Below are 21,815 nucleotides of genomic sequence, written 5' to 3'. Positions count from 1 at the left end.
GCCGAACAGCCCGCGAAAAATACCCGCGGGCTGTTTCGGCTAAACAATAAATGTCTGAAAGTGGTGGCGCTCAGCTTTTAATATGTAGCGGGGGAGGGATCAGCCAGCCTTTTTTCTTGTTCATGTGCAGGATTTTTATACCGATCGCTGCTTTAGTGAGATGATACTTGGCGAACAAGGCGCCGATGTCTTCGCGTATGGACATTCCCATAATGGTACTACAGCCTACCAACCCAGCAGCATTATCTGCAGCGATTTTGGAGGCGATTTCCATATCGGTGAACCGGGCACCAGCGGGAATATCCTCCACCTTTACCTCCGGACGGTCAGGGAGCGTCGGCACTGAAGCAATACCGGCTGTCCCAAGGAGAGCATCACACTCACTGCTTTCCAGTTCAGACTGGTTAATTAAATCTCCGAGTACTTTTTTTAGATCATCATCGCCAGCATGGGATTGAAATGCCCGATAGAGTGATACTAGCCCTTTTGCCGCCGTTGATGTCATCCATACATTGAAAATCTCTCCATAATGCATGGGCTCATCTTTCGGATTACCGCCTAAAATACCAGCCATACTCAAACCCCTCTCAATAATTGAATCGTACTGGATTAGTATGGGAATCCGATGAAGTTTGTATTCTTTAGTAGCAAATGAGAATTAGAAAAAATAGGGTTGCTCCCATAATCGTAGCGTGATATTATCCAATAACAGGAGATGATCTGATGAATTCTAAAGTTTCATTCAAGACATTAAATCGCCCCAAACTGGTGGATGATGTGGTCAATCAACTGCAAAAGAAAATTTCCGACGGGGAGCTCAAGCACGGTGATAAAATCCCTACGGAACCAGAGCTGATGGAGCAGTTCGGCGTTGGGCGTTCGACGATCCGCGAGGCGGTCAGGGTGCTGGTGCACGCAGGTCTATTGGAGAAGCGGCAGGGCTTTGGCACGTTTTTGACAGCTGATCCTATTATTCACGAACCACTGGTTCACCGGCTGCGGAGAGCTGAATTGCTGGAGGTATACGAAGTAAGGAAGATGCTGGAGCTGGATATTTCCCGGCTGGCTGCCGAGCGGCGGAGCGAGAAGGACCTGGAGCACATGCGGATCGCACTGGATCAGAGGTTGCAGGCACTGGACAACGACGATACGGCTGCTTACCTGAACGCCGATATTGCTTTTCACTTGGCAGTGGCGGTGGCTAGCCAGAACAGTATCGCTGCCGATCTGTACAGGACGTTTTCGTCTGTGCTGCTGGATGCGCTTCATATGCTGGCAAAAGATCAGAATGTGCATGAACACCATCACCTTTTTCACGAGAATCTGTATCTGGCGATCCGGGACAAGGATGTGCCTGCGGCCGAGCACTGGACGTTGCAGAATTTGAACGGGACGGTAGGACAGCTTAAGAGGTTCCTGAATCAAGATTAGATTTTTTGGTTTTAAACATCAGATGATATGCTGAATGCCTTCCATTTTCCTTCAAGGAGTGATTATGCAGATGACGAATGTGATCGAAGTGAACGATGTAAGCTGGTACCGGGAGAACAAGACGATCCTGGAGCAAATTGACTGGACCGTGACCAAAGGGGAGCATTGGGCGATCCTCGGACTTAATGGCTCGGGTAAAACGACGCTGTTAAACGTCATCAACGGTTATATCTGGCCGACCAAGGGGCAGGTGTCTGTGCTCGGGCACAGATTCGGGGATGTGGACCTTCGGGAGCTGCGCAAGTCCATCGGCTGGGTCAGCTCCTCATTACAAGAGAGATTGCATGCCAATGATAAGACACAGAATGTAGTGATCAGCGGAAAACATGCCTCCATCGGGTTATACACCGAGCCGAGTGAGGAAGATTATGAACAGGCCCGGAAGCTGATGGAGCGTCTGTCCTGCCTTCATTTGCTGGATCGTGCGTATCAATCCTGTTCGCAAGGCGAGAAGCAGAAGATTCTGATTGCCCGGGCGCTAATGGCTTCGCCTAGACTGCTTATTCTGGATGAAGCAACGAACGGACTTGATTTCCTGTCCAGAGAAGCGCTGCTGACGAGCATCAGTGAGTTGGCCCAGGAGCCGGATGCCCCAACGCTATTATTCGTTACCCATCATATCGAAGAGATTCTGCCCGTATTCAATCAGACCTTGCTGATTCGGCGGGGCGAGGTCTACTCCAAAGGTCAATCGCAAGAGGTTCTGACCAGCGCTAACCTGACGGCCTTCTTTGAAACTCCGATTCAGGTGAGTTGGCAAAATCAACGGGCCTGGCTGTCCATTCCGGAAAATAACTAAGATAGCTTCAACGAAGACATAGCCTGAATAGGCTGTGTCTTTTTTCTTTGTCCCATAAGGCGAGGGATACTCTACGTATTATTGCATGGCTGGGAGGGAAAAATGCCTGCATCAGGCATTTCAGATACTTTTCCCAAGGTCCATCTCCGGGTGGAGTGTGAGCATCAACCTGTGGGTGGACTCCTTGGAACCGATGTTTCGGTACAATCATGTCATGCCTTTCAAATTGTCACAGAAATGAGGAATTCAAATGAGTATGACCAACTATGTGATTGTGGTGATCCTTGTTGTAATTTTAAATCTGCGGGAAAAAGAAATTAGACCATCCCGTTTATGGATTACCCCGGTTCTCTTTGCATACTTGATGTTGTCCAACGTAACCACAATCGACCTTACTCCTGGCAGCTTGCTGATCTACCTGGTCTGCATCGTCTTAGGTCTTGCACTGGGCGCCTGGAGAGGCAAGCTTCAGAAGGTGCGGGTGAATCCTGATACGGGCAAAATTACTTCGCAGGGCTCGGTGGCGGGCATTGTGATTTTCCTGGCCGTAATGCTGATTCGCCATCTTGCGGAGTACTGGGGAGCTCATCATGCTGTGGTGGCTATAAGCACCGGGTTGCTGTTTGTTTCGCTTGCCAACGTCTTCGCTCGCCGCTATTTTGTATATCTTAAATACAAACAGTTGGCAGGATATTCCGGCAGATAGAGACAACGATGTTATAATGAGATATCATTTTAAACCAAAGGATCCTACTATGAAAATTAAACAAAGGCTTGGTCCTCTGGCAGGTTTCCTGCTGACTCATCAGCGCAAGATCGTTCTTAGTCTTATACTTCTATATACTCTAAATGTTGTTCCCCAAATTATAGTGCATTCGTCCAGGTTCCCTGCAGCAGGCCCGGCAGTGGGAATACTGGCGGTGCTGATTTATTTGGTCCTCTTGTGGTTGCCAGCGTCGATCGTCAAGGCCTACTGGCGTGGAACTATGATTCTGCTCAGCTGGATGCTGACACTACTCTATTGCCAGATGTCCAGTACTTCAGTACCGCTGATTGTCTTTGTTTTCTATCTTATCGGCTATGCTACGCTTCGGCTTCCGTTGTTTTTTTCGGTTCTGCTGGGCGTAATGATGATATCAGGTGATGCGCTCATTTTCTTTCTGTCCGGGTTGCAGAAGAATGATATTTTAGTCGCTTCTGTTCTCCACATGGGTACGTACATTATATTTTGGGGAGTGCGGGTCCGCAGGGAAGCTACCCAGTCTAGGATGCTCCATTATGAGCAATTGCAGGCGGTTCATACGGAACTAGAGCAAGCACATCATCAATTGCAGCATACTCACAATGAACTGGAAGAGGCTACAGTACAACTGCTTCGTTATGCTGTTCTGGAGGAACGGACCCGTATTTCCCGCGATCTTCACGATAGCATCGGCCATGGCCTGACTTCCGTCATCGTACAGCTTCAAGCATTGCCTTTTATGATGAAAAGTGATGCCGCCGAAGGCGAACGGTCGCTGCGGACCGTGCTTGACGTCGCCCGTCACTGTCTACAGGATGTTCGCTCTGTCGTCCGGCAGATGGCAACGGATGAGGCAAGGCTTGGCTTTGTGGCTTTGCAAAGTCTTGTCAAGCAGGTGCAGGAGCAAGCCGGGCTTACGATCGAATTGTCCGCTGACGGGGACGATCATGAATGGGGAACAGAGATTTCCGAGCTGTTGTACCGGGTGCTGCAGGAGGCACTCACGAATGTGATTAGGCATGCGGGGGCTTCCCATGTTGAAGTGGGCATTATCAGCGATGACAGGGGGTTGACGCTGACGGTTGCGGACAACGGAATCTGGCAGGCTGCGACTACACTGCAGCCCGGGTTCGGCCTGACCAGTATGGAAGCCCGTTGTGAGCGAGCGGGTGGCACCTTGACGATACAAGGAGTCCAGCCGCACGGCATGAGACTGGTGGTTACTTTGCCATTGGGTGACGGGGAAGAGAGACAGGAGGAGAGAGCATGAAGGGATCCATGATCCGTGTCATACTGGTGGATGATCAGCAGCTTGTTCGTCACGGTTTGCGCTACATCATTAATGCGCAGGACGATATGGAGGTGGTTGGGGAAGCAGAAAGCGGACCGGAGGCTGTGGAGCTTGTCCGGCAGGTTGGACCTGACGTAGTGCTGATGGATGTTCAGATGCCCGGTGGCAGCGGAATTGCAGCAACACCTGCCATTCTGGAGCATAATCCGGATTGCAAAGTCGTCATCCTTACCACCTTTGACCAGGAAGACTACGTCTATGATGGCATCCGTTCCGGTGCAGCTGGCTATTTGCTTAAGGATGCCGCTCCGGAAGATATGGTGGATGCGGTGCGAGCGGCATTCCGTGGCGAGGCCATTTTCCGGACGGCAGTGGCCTCCAAGGTGATTGGGAAGGCTATGAGCTCCAGGGCGCCGATCCTTCCGGAGGACCATGTGCCGGACCGCTTACCAGCCTTCGATTCACTGACTGAACGGGAGCTGGAGGTTCTCCAGCAAATGGCATACGGGCTGCGCAATGAAGAGATCGCGGCTACGCTCTATATCGGTGAGAGTACGGTGAAAACTCATGTCCACCGTATCTTGCAAAAGTTCAGCGCAGACGACCGTACACAAGCTGTTGTATTTGCTATTCGCAATAGAATCGTTAAGTAACCCTTCTTTTACAAAAGGAGGGTCTTTTTTTAACAAGAACTCATTTACAAATATCCGCGCACTGATTATACTCATCCATATATTTCAATATTTATAGAGAGATCCCCTAATAAAGGAGAGTTGAAAACGTTGAGTGCAGTGCCTAATGCAACGAAATCACCAAGTCTTCTCAGCAACCGCTTCATCCAGACGATCATATTTTCTAATGTACTGCTGCAGATCGGAATCTGGGTCCGCAATTTTGCCATTTTGCTGTACGTTGCGGAGAAGACAAACAAGGATCCGTATGCGATCTCATTGATCAGTCTGGCCGAATTTGCGCCGATCTTTGTGTTCTCCTTCATTGGCGGAACATTTGCAGACCGTTGGCGGCCCAAGCGGACCATGATCTGGTGTGATTTGCTGTCAGCGGTATCTGTGTTTGCTGTTCTCCTGACCATTCATTTTGGCAGCTGGCACTCTGTGTACTTTGTGACTTTCATCTCGGCGATCCTGTCTCAATTCTCGCAGCCTTCGGGGATGCGCCTCTTCAAGCAGCATGTGCCTGAGGAGCAACTGCAGCAGGGGATGGCACTATTTCAGTCGCTGATGGCGATCTTCATGGTACTTGGACCAATGCTGGGTACCTTTGCGTACAGCAATCTGGGCTTGGAGTATTCAATAGCGGTCATGGGAGTAGTGTTCCTGCTCTCTGCACTCGTACTGTTCAGGTTGCCGAAGGATAAAATCGAGCCACGGGCGGCTAATACTAAGGGACAGTTCCGTAAGGAATTGAGTGAGGGCTTCCGTTATGTATGGCAGAGCCCGGTTCTGCGCATGCTTGGCGCGGCTTTTATTCTTGCCGGTCTGGCCGTTGGTGTAGCCCAGGCCTTAAGCTTGTTTATCGTAACGGAGCGGCTGGGTAAGCCGGAGGATTTTCTGCAATACATGCTGATCGTGAATGGGGCAGCTATGCTAATTGGCGGCGGGGTTATTGCTGCTTTCTCGAAACGTGTGCCTCCGCAGGCTCTGCTGGGCTTTGGTATGCTGGTTAGTGCCTTGTGTACGGTCGTTATTGGGCTCTCGACAAGTGTAAGCATCACATTGCTCGCGCAGTTTGTGAACGGTCTAGCCTTCCCAAGCATCCAGATCGGGATCAGCACAATGATCTTAAAATGGTCGCATGAATCCATCGTGGGCCGGGTGAACGGGGTGCTGATGCCAATGTTCACAGGGATGATGGTGATCTCCATGTCTCTGGCCGGCACATTGAAGTACGCCTATCCGCTGGTATCAATTTATGCGGGAGCCGGCGTTCTGTTCCTGCTTGGCGCACTGCTGATGATCCCGATCCTGAAACAGAGAGCACCAGAGAACTTGCAGGCTGTGCCGCAGCAGTAGGCAGTTTTCAACAATAGTAGGCCGCTCAGTCCCTGCCCCCTTATTTGAATGAAGGGGGAAATGGGATTGAAGCGGCCTGTTCTGATTAGACAGGTGAGCCTAATGTAAGCCTCCCACCCATTAGCTGAAAGAAGAACGTCTTAATTTTTTTCGAGCTTGGCTGAGATGCCTGTCAGAATGATGGCGAAGAACACCATGATGGCACCGATCCATGGGGTATGCACATAGCCCATATGCTCAACCACAACACCACCAACTACCGACCCAATAGCGATCCCTACGTTGAATGCAGCAATATTAATGGCCGATGCGACATCAACTGCACCAGGGACATACTTTTCTGCGAGCTGGACAACGTACAATTGTAGACCAGGTACGTTCATGAAGGCGAACAGGCCCATCAAAATGACGCCGATGATACCACCCGTTTTAAAGGGAGCCAGGAATGTCAGCAGGATCAGGACAGCGGCTTGAATAATGAACATCCAGAACAATGCCCGAATCGGGTTTTTGTTGGCTAGCTTCCCGCCAAAGGAGTTCCCGAAGGCAACAGCAACACCATACACGATCAGAATAATGTTAATCATTCCTTGGCTAATACCAGTCACATCATGCAAAAGCGGAGTCAAATAAGTGAAGGCAACGAACGTTCCGCCATAACCAAGCGCGGTGATCAAAAATCCGAGCAATAGACGGCTATTAGTAAGCAGACGGAACATATCGGAGAATTTGGTCGGTGGTGACTGCTTCAGGTTCTTTGGAATGAGAATAGCGCTGGACACAATGGCTATCACACCAAGCAAGGCAACGCCCCAGAAAGTTGCTCTCCAGCCAAAGGCCTGTCCGATATAGGTTCCGAGAGGAACCCCGGTGACTATGGCAATTGTCAGGCCGGTAAACATCAGTGCGATCGCGCTGGCTTTTTTCTCAGGCGATACCAGTTGGACCGCAATGGTTGCACCAATGGAGAAGAACACACCATGCGAGAATGCTGTTATAAAACGTGCGATTAGCAGTAATTCGAAATTAGGTGCAATCGCAGCAACTATGTTGCCGATGATGAACACAATCATCAGAGACATGAGCAAGGATTTGCGGCTCATGCGGTTAGTAAGAGCGGTAAGAATCGGTGCTCCAATGGCGACCCCAAGCGCATAGCCGGAGATGAGGAGACCAGCCAGGGTGACGGCAATATTTAAATCATTTGCGATGGTAGTAATCAAACCAACAGGCACAAATTCAGTAGTACCGATACCAAATGCACTGATCGCAAGAGCGAAAAGCGCCCATCTTCCTGTCTTGGCCTCGACCTTTGGTTGAGACTGTGAAACCGACTGACTCATATAAATCCTCCTAATGTTAATGTGGTTCGAACTGCAGGAAATCTGCTTCCCTGCTAACGAGAGCAATTATATAGCCCTATGTTTTGGATTGGTAAGTACGTACTTATTAGTAATATAGGTACTTAAAAGTAACTAATGGACTCCGAGGGGGTTACAGCATGTGTATGATCGTAATTGTTGATGGGGTTTCCCTGTAATGATGTGTTTTTGGATATTATATCGTAAACTATAGCTATACCGATCTTAACGGAATTGAGGGAGATGTAGAATTCAACACCTGGCAGAAGAGGGAATAGAGAGATTGTTAGAGTCGTCTATTGCACGCTTGTTGGGTGAGTTGTCGCTTGAAAGTGTCAATCCCAGGGAGCCGGTACAGGTTCACCGATATCCCGAGCCTTGGCGGTTATTGGGAGCGGGCAACTATGCGGCAGTATTCAGTCACCCTGACTATGGCCATTATGCGGTGAAGGTGTACGCTCCCGGCAGACCCGGCTTGAGGGAAGAAGCGGAGGTATACCGGCGTCTGGGCCGTCATCCATCTTATTCGGAATGTTATTACGAAGGCCACGGATTTCTGATCTTGAAGCGGCTTGATGGAGTCACCATCTATGATTGTATCCGCCGCGGCATTCCTATCACTGACCAGGCTATTCGGGACATAGATGATGGTCTGGAATATGCACGCTCCAGAGGGCTTCATCCTCATGATGTGCATGGCAAGAATGTTATGGTCCGGCAAGGGCGCGGACTCATTGTGGATGTGTCTGATTTTTTAAAGCAGGAAGATTGCAGCATGTGGGCTGATTTTAAAAAAATATATTACCGCCTGTATCGGCCTGTAGCTTCCCGAAAGGTGTTTCCTGTTCCCCGCATGGTACTGGAGCTAATGCGCAAAGGCTATCAGCGGTGGCGGTGCTGGAAGAAGTGAGTGGCTTTGTGGTTATCTCTGCAATGATAGTTTATGAAACGTGACATTTCCGGAGGAGCTGTCCCAGATCGACAAAACTGAATCTTATGCCGTTGACCTGGGACTTGGGCTCATGAATAATAGAAGAGGATATCAATAGATTGGAGCAATTACATGAGCTATCGTAATTTGGAAGAATGCATCATTGATCTGGAGAAAAACGGACATTTAGTTCGTATTACCGAAGAAGTGGATCCGCATCTGGAGATGGCGGCCATTCATATGAAGGTGTTTGAAGCCGGTGGGCCGGCATTGCTGTTCGAAAAGGTGAAGGGCTCGAAATTCCGTGCGGTGTCTAACCTGTTCGGAACAGTGGAGCGCAGCAAATTTATTTTTCGCGATACGTGGGATTCCACACAGAATGTCATTGCTTTGCGCAATGATCCAGTGAAAGCACTGAAGAATCCGTTCAAATATATCGGCACCGGACTTGCAGCAAGAAGAGCGCTGCCTCTGAAGAAATCCGGCAGCCAGCCGTCCGGTTTCCAGGAAATTCAGATCTCCGATCTTCCGCTGGTTAAGCACTGGCAGGGGGATGGCGGAGCTTTTGTCACATTGCCTCAGGTGTATTCGGAGGACCCGGACAAGCCGGGCATTATGAACTCTAATCTGGGAATGTACCGTGTCCAACTCACCGGGAATGAATATGAGCTGAACAAAGAGGTTGGTATTCATTATCAGATCCACCGCGGTATCGGCATCCATCAGGACAAGGCTAACAAGCAAGACAAGCCGCTTAAGGTAAGCATCTTTATCGGCGGTCCTCCGGCACATACGCTATCGGCAGTTATGCCATTACCGGAAGGGATGAGCGAGCTGACCTTTGCAGGGCTGCTGTCCGGGCGTCATTTCCGCTACAGCTATGTAGATGGATACTGCATCAGCAATGATGCGGATTTCGTGATCACAGGTGAGATCTATCCGGGTGAGACGAAGCCGGAGGGGCCTTTTGGCGACCACTTGGGATATTACAGCCTGATTCACCCTTTTCCAGTGATGAGAGTGCATAAGGTATATGCCAGACAGAATGCCATCTATCCGTTCACAGTTGTAGGCAGACCTCCGCAGGAAGACACCGCCTTTGGTGCGCTGATTCATGAATTGACCGGAGGGGCGATAAGGCAGGAAGTTCCCGGGGTAAAAGAGGTTCACGCGATCGACGCTGCGGGTGTGCATCCGCTGTTGTTTGCGATAGGAAGTGAGCGATACACGCCGTATCAGAAGATCAAACAGCCTGCGGAGATTCTGACCATTGCCAACCGGATTTTGGGCACAGGGCAGCTCAGTCTGGCGAAATTCCTGTTTATTACAGCGCAAGAGGATAAGAAGGTCAGTACACATGATGTTGAGAATTTCCTGACCTATATTCTGGAGCGGATTAATCTGCGCCGGGATATTCATTTTCAGACCAATACGACGATAGATACTCTTGATTATTCAGGGACGGGGTTGAACACCGGCAGTAAGGTGGTCTTCGCGGCGGTTGGAGATGTCAAAAGAGAGCTGTGCCGTGAAGTACCGGGCATTCTGAAGGGTCTCCCGGGAGCTGGAGAAGCTAGGCTGATCATGCCAGGTATTGTGGCGCTTCAGACATCCCCGTTTGGGAGCTACGACGAGGCACAGCGGGAGATTGGGGAGTTATGTAAGTCTATTGAGCAAAGAGGAGCACTTACTTCCTGCCCAATGATCATTCTCTGTGATGACAGTGAGTTCATGAGTGCAACGCTGGATAATTTCCTGTGGGCTACATTTACGCGCAGTAATCCGTCGCATGACATCTATGGTGTGAACAGCGGGTATGAGCACAAGCATTGGGCCTGTGATAATGTAATTATTGATGCCCGCACCAAGCCACACCAGGCTCCGCCGTTGATCGAGGATCCTGTGGTACAGAAGAATATTGAAAGAGTGTTCGTGAAAGGTGCAAGTCTGGACGGTATCCGGACTGGGAAATAAGATTTTTTTATACCCGCCGGGCGCAAATAGCGCCTGACGGGATTGTCGTTGTCGTCTTCACGTCCTTTACTCAATGCATCAGCGATTGGACGTTTGTTGCTTGTATTAGTATGGAACTCTTGATATACATCTGGATAGAGCCATTGCTAAAATATTCTGATCGAATACATGGAATTGTCGATTTTGATCAAGTAGCCAATTCGCAAAACCTGTTGCTGTTCGATAGTCCTCAAAATCTTCAGAATTAACCCTAAACTCAGCTAATCTAGTCATTATTGCGTATTCCTCATCCGATAATTGAATGCCTAGTTGAGAAAGCTGTCTTTCACGGATTCTTCGTGCAGTAATATCTTGTATTGCTCGCTGTGTATTGGAGATTTGTCCTGCATGAGGCCGATAATACATTAAATTATGAGGGATATTGGCCAATTGCGCGCTTGAGGATAGCCTGTTCCACAGTTCATAATCCTCCGCATGAGGGTAATTATGATCATAACGAATCCCGAGACGATCTATTGAACGACTGCGCATCATGACGGAAGGATGTAGAATACAACAATTAAATAACAGCCAGACCTTAATTTCTTCATGATACATAGGATTTAGCTTGACGGGTCCGAGATAGTTCGTTGTATATCCTGTTCCGCAAATATCTATGCTGGGATTCTGGTCCATAAAATAAGCTTGCACTTCCAAGCGGTTTAGTGCTGCAATGTCATCGCTGTCTATACGGGCGATGTACTCACCTTGGGCCAGATCGAGTCCTTGATTCAGTGAAGTGACAATACCCATATTCTCAGCATGAAATATCTTTTTTACTCTAGTGTCTTTTATTTCATGTATGATTCCCGCTGATCCGTCGGTTGATCCGTCATCAATTATTATCAATTCTAGGTCGCTTAACGTTTGCAATAAGATTGAGTTAACTGCTTCCTGCAAATAGATTGCGTTATTGTAGACGGGCATAATTACAGATATTCTGGGCACCAGGCATTCCTCCTAAATACTTGTCTCTCATTAACAAATTATGATGAGACACACTAATGCGCAACAAGAGGAATGAAAAAAGGCATATTCTCAGGTAGTAAATGCCTGCATCTATTCCGGTGCATCTCCAGAAGATTATTTTACTAGGAGACAACCCGGGAAATCTGCTGGCCCTGGGTATGGACCCCAATCTGATTCTGCAATCTGACTATGGGGATGCGGAAGACGCAATGACCAATGAAGCCATGTCCAAAATTGCCCCAAGCGCCATGTTCAACCGGAGTGCCCCTACCTATGAGAGATTGCGGATATTACCGGCACGAAGCGGGTGGCAGAGGACTGAGTATTGGTGTATGCGATAAGCTGAGAGGAACACACTGCTTGACAGCAAAGAAAAAAAGATTAATAATTTATTTAGGGAGGCTAAATAAGTGGGTCATCCATTCAGTGGATATATCGTGTATTGGAATAAACGGATTTACCGCGATCTTAACGTTATGTATGACAGGAAGTTGGCACCCTACGGTCTTACTTCAGGACAGGTGAATGTATTGGAGCAATTGTGGACCCTTGGAGATGGCATGACGCAGAAGGAATTACACGAGCGGCTTGGCATTCGTCCGGCATCACTTACGAATCTGCTTAATGCTCTTGTAGAAGGCGGTTGGGTGGTTCGGAAGTCCGATCCGCAGGATGCGCGGTCCAAACGGATTTATCTGACGGAAGCAGGACTGGCTCAGAGCAAGGTCTGTATGGAGATTATCACGGAACTGGAAAACGTGGTCCGGCAGGGAATGTCCCCGGAAGAGATCTCCCTGATGCTGGTGTGGATGCAGAAAAATCATAACAATGTTTCCAATGAGGAATAAAAAAACAATAGAGAGGAGGTTTTTTTTGAGAATATATTTAGCCTAGCTAAATATATTTCTGGTAAGCCCATTCTGATTTAGAAAGGAAGAGATTGATGAAGATCAAACCAGTAGTTGATGGAATCTATTTATTACCTCTGAAAAATGTAAATGCCTACCTGCTGGAAATGGAGCATGGGCTTGTACTAATAGATACGGGATTACCCGGGAGTGAGTATGAAATTATAACAGCCATTGAATCGCTGGGTCACAAGCGTGAGGAGTTGAAGTCTATTCTGCTTACGCATTGCCATACCGATCATGCCGGAAGCGCAGCAGCACTGAAACGGATGCTTCCACATGTTAAAATCTATGCAAATGCCATGGATGCCGACATTATAGAGAATGGGTTGCAGATGCGGCCGATGACTCCGGCTCCGGGTCTGCTGAACAAACTGTTGTTCCGTCTCTTTGGCAAGGGGACTCCCGTCGAACCTGTTCAAGTTGATGTTAGATTGGCAGATGGTGAGCATCCTGATTTTTCTGATGACTTAATGGCTGTTCATCTTCCGGGTCACTGTCTGGGTCAGCTTGGTTTCTTGCATTCCGGGCATGGTGGAGTTATGTTCGTAGCAGATGTGGCAACCAACATGACGGGACTCGGTTTCAGTATGGGGTATGAGGACATAGGAGTTGGGAAGCATAGTATTCAAAAATTGGGTCAATACGATTTCGGAATCGCCTGCTTCGGTCATGGCAGACCCATCATGCGGGAAGCTTCACGCCGGTTTCAGCGTATGCTACGGTAATCGCTACGATAGAACCCAGCTAGTTAATGCACAGCAGCCCATCGAGCGGAGAGGCTGCTGTGCATATATTATAACCGGATAAGGCCCAACATCCATTGCTTAAAAATCCATCCCATGGACATACTTTAAACAAAATTTCTATTTTTCAAATGGATGGTTATGATCAAGAACCAAACCGCAATCCATAAGCAATCATGTCCGACTCAGACGTGTTAATATGGGAGCTATGGACATATTTTAACTCCAAAAGGAGCGATCGCGTTGACAAAAGAATTGTGGATTAACCTGCCGGTGAAAAACCTTCAGAGGTCACGGGAGTTCTTCGGCAAGCTTGGTTTTTCGTTTCATCTACGGCATGAGAACAGTGATGAGGCTGCGGGGCTGATCATTGGAGACAAGCAAGTGATGGTGATGCTGTTCCCTGAGGACACCTTTAAGAGCTTCACAGGTCATGAACTTGCAGATACACAGCAGGGGACAGAGGTCTTATTGTCCATTGATGCAGAGAGCCGGGAAGACGTTGATGAGCTGGTAAGCAAGGTGCTGGCGGCTGGCGGCACGGTCTACAAAAAGCCCGGAGGCGAGGGCTGGATGTACGGTGCCGGATTTGCTGATCCGGACGGTCACCGCTGGAATGTGTTATACATGGACATGAGTCAAATGCCGCAGGGATGAGATTTATCCTGAGAGGTTTAAATAATAGACAAGTCTTGACATTAGTAAAAGAAAGAGACAGGAGGCAGCATGGCAGACTTTGAATGGTACAGAAGCTTCTGCAATATCTATAAGCATAACTCGGTGTCTGAAGCTGCAAAGACCCGAATGATGACACAGCCGGCGATGAGTCAGCATCTGGCCTCTCTGGAGGCCGAGGTAGGGGAAGCGCTTTTTATCAGAACGGCACGGAAGATGTTGCCCACCGAACGGGGGAAGGAGCTGTACTCTCAGCTGGCCCCGCTAATCGAGTCGCTGGAGGAGGCGACGATGAATTTCAGAGCGGCTTCGCTGCCGACAATTACAGTGATTAAGATAGGGACAGCGCATGAGTTCTATGTGGAAAAAATACTTCCGCGGCTCCATCAATACGATTTTCGCACGATTACCCTTTTTGGGACTGCCAGTGATTTGCTGGAGATGCTGAAAGAGGATAAGGTGGATATCATTATTACCTCACAAAAGGTACAGACACCGGGAATTGAGTACCTGAAATTAATGGACGAGGAATTTGCCATTGTGGCGCCAATTCATTATGAGATACCGGATACGGATGATCTTGAGGCAAGAGAGCAATGGCTGTCTGCGCAGCCATGGATGAGCTATGGACTGGAGCTGCCGATCATCCGGCGGATCTGGAGAGAGCATTTTAACAAACGCCCTCAGATCAGACCGGTTCATGTTATTCCGAATTTACATATGATCTTGAAGGCGATAGGTAACGGCACAGGTCTTAGTGTTATAACTACATATTTGACTAATGAAGACGCCAGAATTAACACGAAAGAGATTTATGAGGATTTAAAAGTGAAAAACGAACTGTTCTTCGCTTATAAGCTTAAGCACAAGCATTTGCCGCAGATCCGCGAGATTATGGCGGTTATCCGTGAAGAAGAATAGAGATCGGCCAGTGTCAGCTGGGCGGTCTTTTTTATATAACTAACTATAAATATATTTATGATTAATCATATAATTAATAATTTGTTTTATGTGTTGTGGAGAACTACAATAGGGGAGCAATAATCATTCAATACTCACCAAAGCGGTGATTGAACAACTAGGCTAATCCGCTATTTATATTAAATATATAGGAGGAGAAGAGAAACAATGAAAGTATTTGTGACAGGTGCAACCGGTTATATTGGCGGGTCTGTGGCTAAGGTACTGATTGATGCTGGACATGTAGTCTATGGGCTTGTGCGTGATCCGAAGAAGGTGGCTGCTCTTAAGGAAATAGGCATTGAGCCTGTACTGGGCACGCTTGAAGACAACGAAGTGCTAACCAAGTACGCTAAGTTAAGCGATGCGGTTATCCATACCGCCGACTCGGACCACAGAGGGGCAGTAGAAACCTTTATCGCCGCCTTGCGTGGTACAGGTAAAGCTTTTCTGCACACATCGGGTTCCAGTGTGGTGGGAGATGATGCACGGGGCGATTCCAAAAGCGAGCATATTTATGACGAGGAAACACCATTTGTTCCGATGGATATCCGCGCTGACCGGGTAGCGATCAACAATTTGGTGCACCAAGCCGGAATCGACGAGTGGGTGAGAAGTGTGGTTATCGTGCCTTCCATGATCTACGGTGATTCACTCGGCTTACCGGCACAAAGCGATCAGTTGCCACAGGTTATCCGCAAATCGAAGGCCGTGGGAGCTGGTGTTCATGTGGGTAAAGGAGTGAATCGTTGGTCTAACGTTCATATCAAGGATTTGGCGGAATTGTATCGACTGGCTCTGGAAAAAGCACCCTCTGCTTCATACTTCTTCGCTGAAAATGGGGAAGAGTCTTTCCAGGATATCGCCAAAGCGGTTAGTGAAGCACTGGGCTTTGGAGGCAAAACAACGAGTTGGCCGGCCGATGAGGCTATTGCAGAACTAGGCGACTGGGCTCGCTTTGCCATCGCCTCCAACAGTCGTGTGCGTGCAGTACATGCAAGAAATCTGTTAGGCTGGCAGCCTTCGGAAGCACCCATGCTGAGCTGGATAAAGAGCATCTCATAATCCTGAATTCATTCTTAAAAAAACGGCAGAAATGCCGTTTTTTTGTGTGCGAAAATCTATCATATGAAAAATATGAAACAATATCGAATAGATTAAATGTTAGAAAATATAACATATATTCTGTATATGAATATTGAAATTACGCTCTATATCATTTTAGTGCAACCAATTTCTATAAGGAACATTAAACAGTATAAATCAAAATAGATAGTATAACGCCGAAAATAGCAGATAATTTGAGATAAATAACTATGAAATCGCTTTTTATTTAAATATTTATGTTTGTAAGGAAATATAACACGAAATATAATGAGGGGGAATTACTAGTCAACCAGATTACATAACTTGAAAGCGGGGGAGTCATCATGTTCAGAAAATCCAGATTTACTATCATCTCCGGTCTAGTAACAGGAGCCTTGATGTTGTCCGTTCCGTTGTCTGCTTTTGCAGCACCAACAGTGGCAACTTCGATCAAACCGGTTACTTCACAGGAATTAGTCTCCCTGATGAACGATGCCAGTTCACGGGCTGGAAGTACCGTTTCGTTTCAGATGAAAGAGGCCCCGAGTGTGTCCCGCGAACAGTTGGCTGTTATGCTGGGGACTTCGCTGAAGCTGGCAGATGCCAAAGAGCCATTCGTCGATGTACCCGATAATTCAGCTTCCGCAGGGGCAATTGGAGCCCTGAATGAGAAACAGCTTATGCAGGGAACGAGTCCAGCCCGCTTTGAACCTAAAGCGCTTTTGACAGAGAAGCAGGCTCAGGTGCTGGCTGACCGTCTCTATGATTATCTGAAGCCCTTTGAATTGCTGGAAACAACAATTGCTGATATTCAAAAAGCTGTCGGTCAAGGGAAGCTGACCTATAAACAGTTGACCCAAATGTACCTGGATCGGATCAATAAGTATGATCACCAAGGCGTAAAGTTAAATGCGATAATCACAGTGAATTCCGATGCCCTTAAGACTGCTGAAGCAATGGATAAAGAAAGAGAGACCAAAGGTATTCGCGGACCGCTCCACGGGATTCCAATTATCCTAAAAGATAATTACGCTACTGCTGATCTGCCTACCACCGCAGGCTGTCTTTGTCTGAAGGATGCTATTCCGACACATGACGCGGAGATGGTTAAGAAGCTCAAGGATGCCGGAGCTATCGTGATCGGCAAATCCAATCTGGATGAATTCGCCTCAGGTATTACGGGAGCCAGCTCGCTGGGTGGACAGACCTTGAACCCTTATGCTCCTGACCGCAATCCTGGTGGGTCCAGCGCAGGCACCGGCGCATCTATAGCGGCTAACTTTGCTTTGGCTGGCCTTGGAACGGATACCGGTGGTTCGATTCGCATTCCATCTTCGTATAACAGTTTGGTTGGTATTCGTCCAACGGTGGGTTTGACGAGCCGTGATGGTATCATACCACTGGCCCTGACCCAGGACGTAGGCGGCCCGATAGCCCGTACCGTAACGGATGCAGCGATTCTTCTGGGAACCTCATCTGGCTATGACGCTAATGATGTTGCAACAGCCTATGGCGTTGGTCACTCCAAGACTGATTATACGAAGGACCTGGATGTCAATGGTCTTAGAGGTGCCCGCATCGGGGTGGCTACTGAGTTATTTGGCACCAAGCCGGAAGAAATGCCGACTACTAATCTGATGAATGCCGCTGTTGCTGACATCAAAAAACTAGGGGCGATTACAACCCCGATCACCATCCCGAATCTGGCGGAAATCATGAAATATCCAAGTCTCAGTGGATATGAATTCAAATCTCAGTTGAATGAATACCTGGCGAATTACCAGCCGGATGCGCCTTACCATACGCTTACAGAGATTATCAACTCCGGACAATTCCTAAAAGGGAACGAAAGTACCTATAAGCTGCGTGATACACGTGATCTGGAATCCCAGGAGTATAAGGATATCGTCCTGAAACGCACCAAGCTGACACGCGATGCGCTCTTGAAGGTGATGGCTGACAATAACCTGGATGCCATTATCTATCCATCTACTGTACAAACCACTGTACCGATCGGCGAATCCTCCAAAGCCGGTAACAATAACCGACTTAGCCCTTTCAGCGGATTCCCTGCGATCTCGGTTCCGGCTGGATTCACGTCGGAAGGTCTGCCAGCAGGCATGGAATTCCTGGGTCGTCCGTTTGACGAGGCTACCCTGATCAAGTTGGCTTATGCTTATGAGCAAGGAACGCATAATCGCAAAGCACCAGCACTTCTACCTTAAGATATAACTTCTATAAGCAACTCTAATAAAGTCATAGCAAAGCAGCGAGTCTCTTGTCATGAGAGGCTCGCTGCTTTCTGATTGTCAGATCATATGAAATTCATCACATCCGGAGATTATTTTCTCTGAGCTTGTCCTTAAGATAGATGTTATTTCGGATATTGATCTCAACCTCAATTTTGGATTGCAATTTCGGATACCATTTCTCCTTCCATTCCTTCAACTGTGCTACCGTCATCTTTGGCTTGAACAACTGACCAATCCCGAGTACGTCAGCTTTGAGAGTATGCAGCTTGTCGATGATATTGGCGCCCCGTTTCTCAATGGATGTCTTGATCTCCTCGGTGATTTCCTGATTGGAAAGTCCTTGCTTGTTCTCGGAAACCTCAATATCCAGATGGAGTTTGCTGTTTAACTGCGGACCGGAGTCTCCCCATTTTATTCGATGACGAACCGTGGCCTTCTTAATCAGGATGCTGGCATCTTCAGCAGTCTCAATGGTTCCGCCGGTATATTTTTCAGAGAAAATATTGTTGATCAGTGTCTCATCAGGCGTTAATGTGCCTACCATCTTGGAGTTCCTCATAATGGCGGAGCCCCTGAATTCATATAACGTGTCTGTTCCCGCCTCCACCAGCGGAATAGCTGTATCTTGTGTGTAAGAGCGACTAACTTTATAAGCCTCCCACAACCGGACAAGCGATACATTGGGCGTCCAGCCGGCTTCTTCACTGAAATAATCATAGGAGGACACCTCTGGCGTCGGTCCAACTTGATGGTGCAGTGCCTTCTGAAAGTCTCCGGTAACAATGGCTACCATGCCTTTGATGGAGATATCATCGGCCCGAATGGCGTAGTCTATAATGTCGTCGATTCCTTTTTCGGCCATTTCCTCACTGATCAGGATCAACCGCAAATGGAGAAGATCGACATGCTTTTCGGATTTGGTCCGGATCAAATCAAGGGCTTTGCTGATGGACTTGGCTTCCTGCTCCAGAATTTGGGTCGTCCCGGTAACAGTAGGAACCTGAAGGGTTACGTGGTAGGTTTCAGTTTTTCCGTCACAGATGCCCATCACCACAGGGAGATAACGTTTGTTGATGTCTTTGATATCCCAGCAGCCACTCAGCAGACAAGGGAGGCAGAATGCGAGCAGCAGCCGGGGAATGATTCTGCGCTTCAAGCGGAGGCCCTCCTTTTCCATAAGCCGGACAAAGCCACAGCGAGCGGGAGTACGAGCATGCTATAAATTCCTGGGATGCTGTTCATTAGTAAGAAATGATTCAGGTCAGAACTATTTCTAACCAGCATGCTGAGCAAAAACATGGCTAAGGTCAAACCTGAGGCGATCCACACTTCGTTGATAGGCAGAAATAGTTTCTTAATTAGAGTCGTAGCTGTCCAGAGTGTCGTAGCTGCTTCCAGAATGCCCAGACCGGTGGAGGAGACCACCGAGAATGTAGGCAGCCAATCGAAGACGACCCATTCCAGATCAATCGTGTCTGAGGCCAGGACGTTGGGATATTGAAAAGTGATAGCGACCTCCTCGCTGAAAATAAGTAACGGGACATAAACGGTGGAGAGGTAGAAAAAGGCAAGGATAATCATAACCAACATTAATCTGCTGGGCTTGAAAGGTTTGTCGAGGGATAACATGCCAAGAAACAGAAAGCCTGAGAAAGAGATGAGGCTGGAATAATAAGTGGGTTGGGCCAAAAAGGTCATTTTCGGGTCCCAGATCGGAAAGATGTTATGAAAGTCAAAATTATGAGCACTGATGAATAGTGAGAACAGCACAAAAGGAATGTAGAAGATGAATAGCGCCGCACTGATGCGGAGAATGACAGAGAACCCTTTGCAGGCTGCATACAAGGGGAGAGCCATATAGATCAAAGTGATGGCCCAAAGCGGAGTATCCTGAAGCAAAACTACGTTGATTTTAAAAATTTGGTAACGGTTTAACAAGGTGAGGTGGAAGAACAGAAAGACTGCGAAGGGAAGAAGAATCAGCCGGGCCAGCCATGTTCCCGTTGTTTCGGAAATGATTTCGATCATGTTTTTTCCCGGGAATCGGGATAAACCCTTCAGGTAGATCCACACCAGCAGCATCTCCAGCACACAGTCAAGCAGAATGGCTTCCCAATGGGCGAGCGAGGTGACTTCCAGAATTCTCACGGTAAAAATGGACAGCATCGCTGTCAGATGCAGTTGGATAAACAGCATGACAACCATGGGTTTAGTCATCCGGACTCTTTCCTTTCGTGCTAAGGCTTAAATAGGGCACCGAAAACGTCTTGAGTGCGGCAAAATAGATGAACAGCCAGATCATTGCTACCTGTAATCCCAAGATGCCATAAATAGAACTCAGAACCAGGACGACGTATTTGAAGATGCGAATTCCAATCGTATTGAGATAACCAGCCATTGTGAAATTGGAGATGGTCGTTGCGGCCAGAATAATAATCAGCAGATTGCTCACCAGCCGGGCTTGTACAATCGCTTGCCCGAGGATAATGCCTCCAACCATCGTGATCGTGGGGCCGATGTTCTTGGGTAGCCGGATAGTAGCCTCAATCACCATTTCCATGAGGAGCAGCATCAGCATCACTTCTACAAATGAGGGATAGGGAACGCCTTCCCTGCTTTTCGCGACAGAAATCGCCAACTGAATCCGTAAAAGTTCCGGATTTACAGAATTAAGCACAACATACAGTCCGGGCATAATAATCGCGAAGGCGATCCCTGCAATACGGATACAGCGGAAGAACAGGAGATACAAGTAAGGGTAGTTTAAGTCCAGCTTGAAAGACCACAGATCTTTGACGATGGCTGGAAAAGAGTAGGCGTTAGGAAACAAGTCCATCAGAATAACCACTTTTCCATCCAGCAGGTTCTGTGCGGCCTCTCCCGGCAGCTCTGAAGTCAAATAGGTGGGAACGAGCGAATACTTAGGCTGCTCCAGTACCTGCAGCAGGCCATTTACATGGATGACATCTTTATGCTTGTTTCTGTTGAGCCGGTCTTTGACAGATTGGACAACCTTGGGGTTAGATGCATTTTTCATATAGATGAGTGCGATCTCCCTGTGGGAATTGGTTCCCAGGATATACGATTCGATGACGAGTTCTTTATTGCTGATTCTCCTGCGGATCAGGCCTATATTGGTATCCAGTTTTTCCGTGAATCCATCAATAGAAGACTGAAGCGGATTCTCGTTCTCTGAAGCTGAGATAGAGCGGTTTAGCGGCCACAAATCTGCATCCAGTACGAGTGGCTTACCGGAATCCGGGTCCTTAGCGATCAGTTTACCTTTGAGGAGGGAATCGGTGACTTCCTGATAGGAGCCATCTACTGTAAACTCCAGTGGAAGAAGGTCTCTCGCCAGGGAGTGATCTTCTTCTCCGGTCGCTGAAATGACCTGATCCCATGTAACCAACGTACTCGTAAGGTCCACGAGCGAGCTAAGATAATATACTTTTACCGTTTGATCGAACAGCGTGACCGTCTTTATGGAGAAATCGCTGTTCAAATCGAAAGTGTGAATCAAATCCTTTTCCCAGTCCTGCTCGATCAAGTTGCTCATAA

General features: G+C 48.0%; 21 protein-coding genes. 15 read left to right on the top strand and 6 right to left on the bottom strand.

Going from position 1 to position 21,815, the window contains the following annotated elements; translation table 11 throughout:
* Positions 1–70 precede the first annotated feature (70 nt).
* Positions 71–574: a DUF3231 family protein gene (locus ACFRAM_RS04775; RefSeq protein ID WP_175371297.1), complete on the bottom strand. Its 504-nt coding sequence runs from the start codon at positions 572–574 to the stop codon at positions 71–73.
* Positions 575–723: 149 nt separating this feature from the next.
* On the opposite strand from ACFRAM_RS04775, the gene ACFRAM_RS04770 reads away from it, so the two are divergent.
* The 6 genes from ACFRAM_RS04770 (at position 724) to ACFRAM_RS04745 (ending at position 6,356) form a co-directional block, all read left to right on the top strand.
* A complete protein-coding gene (locus tag ACFRAM_RS04770) occupies positions 724–1,431 on the top strand; it encodes a FadR/GntR family transcriptional regulator (RefSeq protein WP_379464793.1) in 708 nt (235 codons plus the stop codon).
* 70 nt (positions 1,432–1,501) lie between these two features.
* A complete protein-coding gene (locus tag ACFRAM_RS04765; protein WP_379464792.1) occupies positions 1,502–2,290 on the top strand; it encodes an ABC transporter ATP-binding protein in 789 nt (262 codons plus the stop codon).
* Positions 2,291–2,540: 250 nt separating this feature from the next.
* The gene (locus ACFRAM_RS04760) at positions 2,541–2,996 is read left to right on the top strand and encodes a CcdC protein domain-containing protein (protein WP_379464791.1); all 456 of its coding nucleotides are present in this window, start codon (positions 2,541–2,543) and stop codon (positions 2,994–2,996) included.
* A gap of 49 nt (positions 2,997–3,045) precedes the next feature.
* Positions 3,046–4,302: a sensor histidine kinase gene (locus ACFRAM_RS04755; protein WP_379464790.1), complete on the top strand. Its 1,257-nt coding sequence runs from the start codon at positions 3,046–3,048 to the stop codon at positions 4,300–4,302.
* On the top strand, positions 4,299–4,976 hold the full coding sequence (locus ACFRAM_RS04750; RefSeq protein ID WP_379464789.1) for a response regulator transcription factor: 678 nt from the start codon (positions 4,299–4,301) through the stop codon (positions 4,974–4,976). Before ACFRAM_RS04755 ends, ACFRAM_RS04750 begins: the two co-directional genes overlap by 4 nt.
* 120 nt (positions 4,977–5,096) lie before the next feature.
* Positions 5,097–6,356, top strand: a complete 1,260-nt coding sequence (locus ACFRAM_RS04745) for an MFS transporter (protein WP_379464788.1) — start codon at positions 5,097–5,099, stop codon at positions 6,354–6,356.
* A 140-nt stretch (positions 6,357–6,496) separates the two neighbouring features.
* Here the strand turns inward: ACFRAM_RS04745 and ACFRAM_RS04740 are convergent, their stop codons facing one another.
* Positions 6,497–7,699, bottom strand: a complete 1,203-nt coding sequence (locus ACFRAM_RS04740) for an MFS transporter (RefSeq protein WP_379464787.1) — start codon at positions 7,697–7,699, stop codon at positions 6,497–6,499.
* Between the two features lie 301 nt (positions 7,700–8,000).
* On the opposite strand from ACFRAM_RS04740, the gene ACFRAM_RS04735 reads away from it, so the two are divergent.
* Together ACFRAM_RS04735 and ACFRAM_RS04730 are read left to right on the top strand one after the other, a co-directional pair.
* Entirely contained in the window at positions 8,001–8,627 is a 627-nt protein-coding gene (locus ACFRAM_RS04735; protein ID WP_379464786.1) for a serine/threonine-protein kinase, read from the top strand.
* A 153-nt stretch (positions 8,628–8,780) separates the two neighbouring features.
* A complete protein-coding gene (locus ACFRAM_RS04730) occupies positions 8,781–10,622 on the top strand; it encodes a UbiD family decarboxylase (RefSeq protein WP_379464785.1) in 1,842 nt (613 codons plus the stop codon).
* 105 nt (positions 10,623–10,727) lie between these two features.
* On the opposite strand, the gene ACFRAM_RS04725 is transcribed toward ACFRAM_RS04730, so the two are convergent.
* Positions 10,728–11,609 (bottom strand): glycosyltransferase family 2 protein, encoded by an 882-nt coding sequence (locus ACFRAM_RS04725; protein WP_379464784.1) that lies wholly within the window; start codon positions 11,607–11,609, stop codon positions 10,728–10,730.
* A 101-nt stretch (positions 11,610–11,710) separates the two neighbouring features.
* Between ACFRAM_RS04725 and ACFRAM_RS04720 the strand changes: the two genes are divergently transcribed.
* From ACFRAM_RS04720 to ACFRAM_RS04690, 7 genes are all read left to right on the top strand, one after another.
* Entirely contained in the window at positions 11,711–11,971 is a 261-nt protein-coding gene (locus ACFRAM_RS04720; protein ID WP_379464783.1) for a hypothetical protein, read from the top strand.
* 69 nt (positions 11,972–12,040) lie between these two features.
* Entirely contained in the window at positions 12,041–12,478 is a 438-nt protein-coding gene (locus ACFRAM_RS04715) for a MarR family winged helix-turn-helix transcriptional regulator (protein ID WP_175371309.1), read from the top strand.
* A gap of 95 nt (positions 12,479–12,573) precedes the next feature.
* Positions 12,574–13,266 (top strand): MBL fold metallo-hydrolase, encoded by a 693-nt coding sequence (locus ACFRAM_RS04710; RefSeq protein WP_379464782.1) that lies wholly within the window; start codon positions 12,574–12,576, stop codon positions 13,264–13,266.
* A 261-nt stretch (positions 13,267–13,527) separates the two neighbouring features.
* Complete coding sequence (locus ACFRAM_RS04705; protein WP_379464781.1) at positions 13,528–13,941, top strand: VOC family protein; 414 nt, start codon at positions 13,528–13,530, stop codon at positions 13,939–13,941.
* 69 nt (positions 13,942–14,010) lie between these two features.
* Positions 14,011–14,880, top strand: a complete 870-nt coding sequence (locus ACFRAM_RS04700) for a LysR family transcriptional regulator (protein WP_379464780.1) — start codon at positions 14,011–14,013, stop codon at positions 14,878–14,880.
* Between the two features lie 207 nt (positions 14,881–15,087).
* Complete coding sequence (locus ACFRAM_RS04695; RefSeq protein ID WP_379464779.1) at positions 15,088–15,984, top strand: NAD-dependent epimerase/dehydratase family protein; 897 nt, start codon at positions 15,088–15,090, stop codon at positions 15,982–15,984.
* A 365-nt stretch (positions 15,985–16,349) separates the two neighbouring features.
* Positions 16,350–18,230 carry an amidase family protein gene (locus tag ACFRAM_RS04690; protein WP_379464778.1) on the top strand — a complete coding sequence of 627 codons (1,881 nt, stop codon included), beginning with the start codon at positions 16,350–16,352 and terminating at the stop codon, positions 18,228–18,230.
* A gap of 103 nt (positions 18,231–18,333) precedes the next feature.
* On the opposite strand, the gene ACFRAM_RS04685 is transcribed toward ACFRAM_RS04690, so the two are convergent.
* From ACFRAM_RS04685 to ACFRAM_RS04675, 3 genes are read right to left on the bottom strand one after another with little or no spacing between them, the layout of a single operon-like run.
* Positions 18,334–19,413: a Ger(x)C family spore germination protein gene (locus ACFRAM_RS04685; RefSeq protein WP_379464777.1), complete on the bottom strand. Its 1,080-nt coding sequence runs from the start codon at positions 19,411–19,413 to the stop codon at positions 18,334–18,336.
* Complete coding sequence (locus ACFRAM_RS04680) at positions 19,410–20,474, bottom strand: GerAB/ArcD/ProY family transporter (RefSeq protein ID WP_379464776.1); 1,065 nt, start codon at positions 20,472–20,474, stop codon at positions 19,410–19,412. Before ACFRAM_RS04680 ends, ACFRAM_RS04685 begins: the two co-directional genes overlap by 4 nt.
* Positions 20,467–21,813, bottom strand: coding sequence for a spore germination protein (locus ACFRAM_RS04675; protein ID WP_379464775.1), 1,347 nt, complete (start codon positions 21,811–21,813; stop codon positions 20,467–20,469). Before ACFRAM_RS04675 ends, ACFRAM_RS04680 begins: the two co-directional genes overlap by 8 nt.
* Positions 21,814–21,815 lie beyond the last annotated feature (2 nt).

This window comes from Paenibacillus sp. NPDC056722, assembly GCF_042790635.1.
Classification (GTDB): domain Bacteria; phylum Bacillota; class Bacilli; order Paenibacillales; family Paenibacillaceae; genus Paenibacillus_AQ; species Paenibacillus_AQ agri.
The sequence above is the reverse complement of the archived record's forward strand: the minus strand, read 5'-3'. Positions and strand labels throughout refer to the sequence as shown.

Bases quoted from the DNA above. Each gene is read 5' to 3' on its own strand.
- ACFRAM_RS04720 (WP_379464783.1), top strand. From the start codon at position 11,711: ATGCCTGCATCTATTCCGGTGCATCTCCAGAAGATTATTTTACTAGGA.
- ACFRAM_RS04755 (WP_379464790.1), top strand. From the start codon at position 3,046: ATGAAAATTAAACAAAGGCTTGGTCCTCTGGCAGGTTTCCTGCTGACT.
- ACFRAM_RS04700 (WP_379464780.1), top strand. From the start codon at position 14,011: ATGGCAGACTTTGAATGGTACAGAAGCTTCTGCAATATCTATAAGCAT.
- ACFRAM_RS04695 (WP_379464779.1), top strand. From the start codon at position 15,088: ATGAAAGTATTTGTGACAGGTGCAACCGGTTATATTGGCGGGTCTGTG.
- ACFRAM_RS04770 (WP_379464793.1), top strand. From the start codon at position 724: ATGAATTCTAAAGTTTCATTCAAGACATTAAATCGCCCCAAACTGGTG.
- ACFRAM_RS04765 (WP_379464792.1), top strand. From the start codon at position 1,502: ATGACGAATGTGATCGAAGTGAACGATGTAAGCTGGTACCGGGAGAAC.
- ACFRAM_RS04675 (WP_379464775.1), bottom strand. From the start codon at position 21,813: ATGAGCAACTTGATCGAGCAGGACTGGGAAAAGGATTTGATTCACACT.
- ACFRAM_RS04740 (WP_379464787.1), bottom strand. From the start codon at position 7,699: ATGAGTCAGTCGGTTTCACAGTCTCAACCAAAGGTCGAGGCCAAGACA.
- ACFRAM_RS04690 (WP_379464778.1), top strand. From the start codon at position 16,350: ATGTTCAGAAAATCCAGATTTACTATCATCTCCGGTCTAGTAACAGGA.
- ACFRAM_RS04680 (WP_379464776.1), bottom strand. From the start codon at position 20,474: ATGACTAAACCCATGGTTGTCATGCTGTTTATCCAACTGCATCTGACA.
- ACFRAM_RS04710 (WP_379464782.1), top strand. From the start codon at position 12,574: ATGAAGATCAAACCAGTAGTTGATGGAATCTATTTATTACCTCTGAAA.
- ACFRAM_RS04760 (WP_379464791.1), top strand. From the start codon at position 2,541: ATGAGTATGACCAACTATGTGATTGTGGTGATCCTTGTTGTAATTTTA.
- ACFRAM_RS04730 (WP_379464785.1), top strand. From the start codon at position 8,781: ATGAGCTATCGTAATTTGGAAGAATGCATCATTGATCTGGAGAAAAAC.
- ACFRAM_RS04775 (WP_175371297.1), bottom strand. From the start codon at position 574: ATGGCTGGTATTTTAGGCGGTAATCCGAAAGATGAGCCCATGCATTAT.
- ACFRAM_RS04750 (WP_379464789.1), top strand. From the start codon at position 4,299: ATGAAGGGATCCATGATCCGTGTCATACTGGTGGATGATCAGCAGCTT.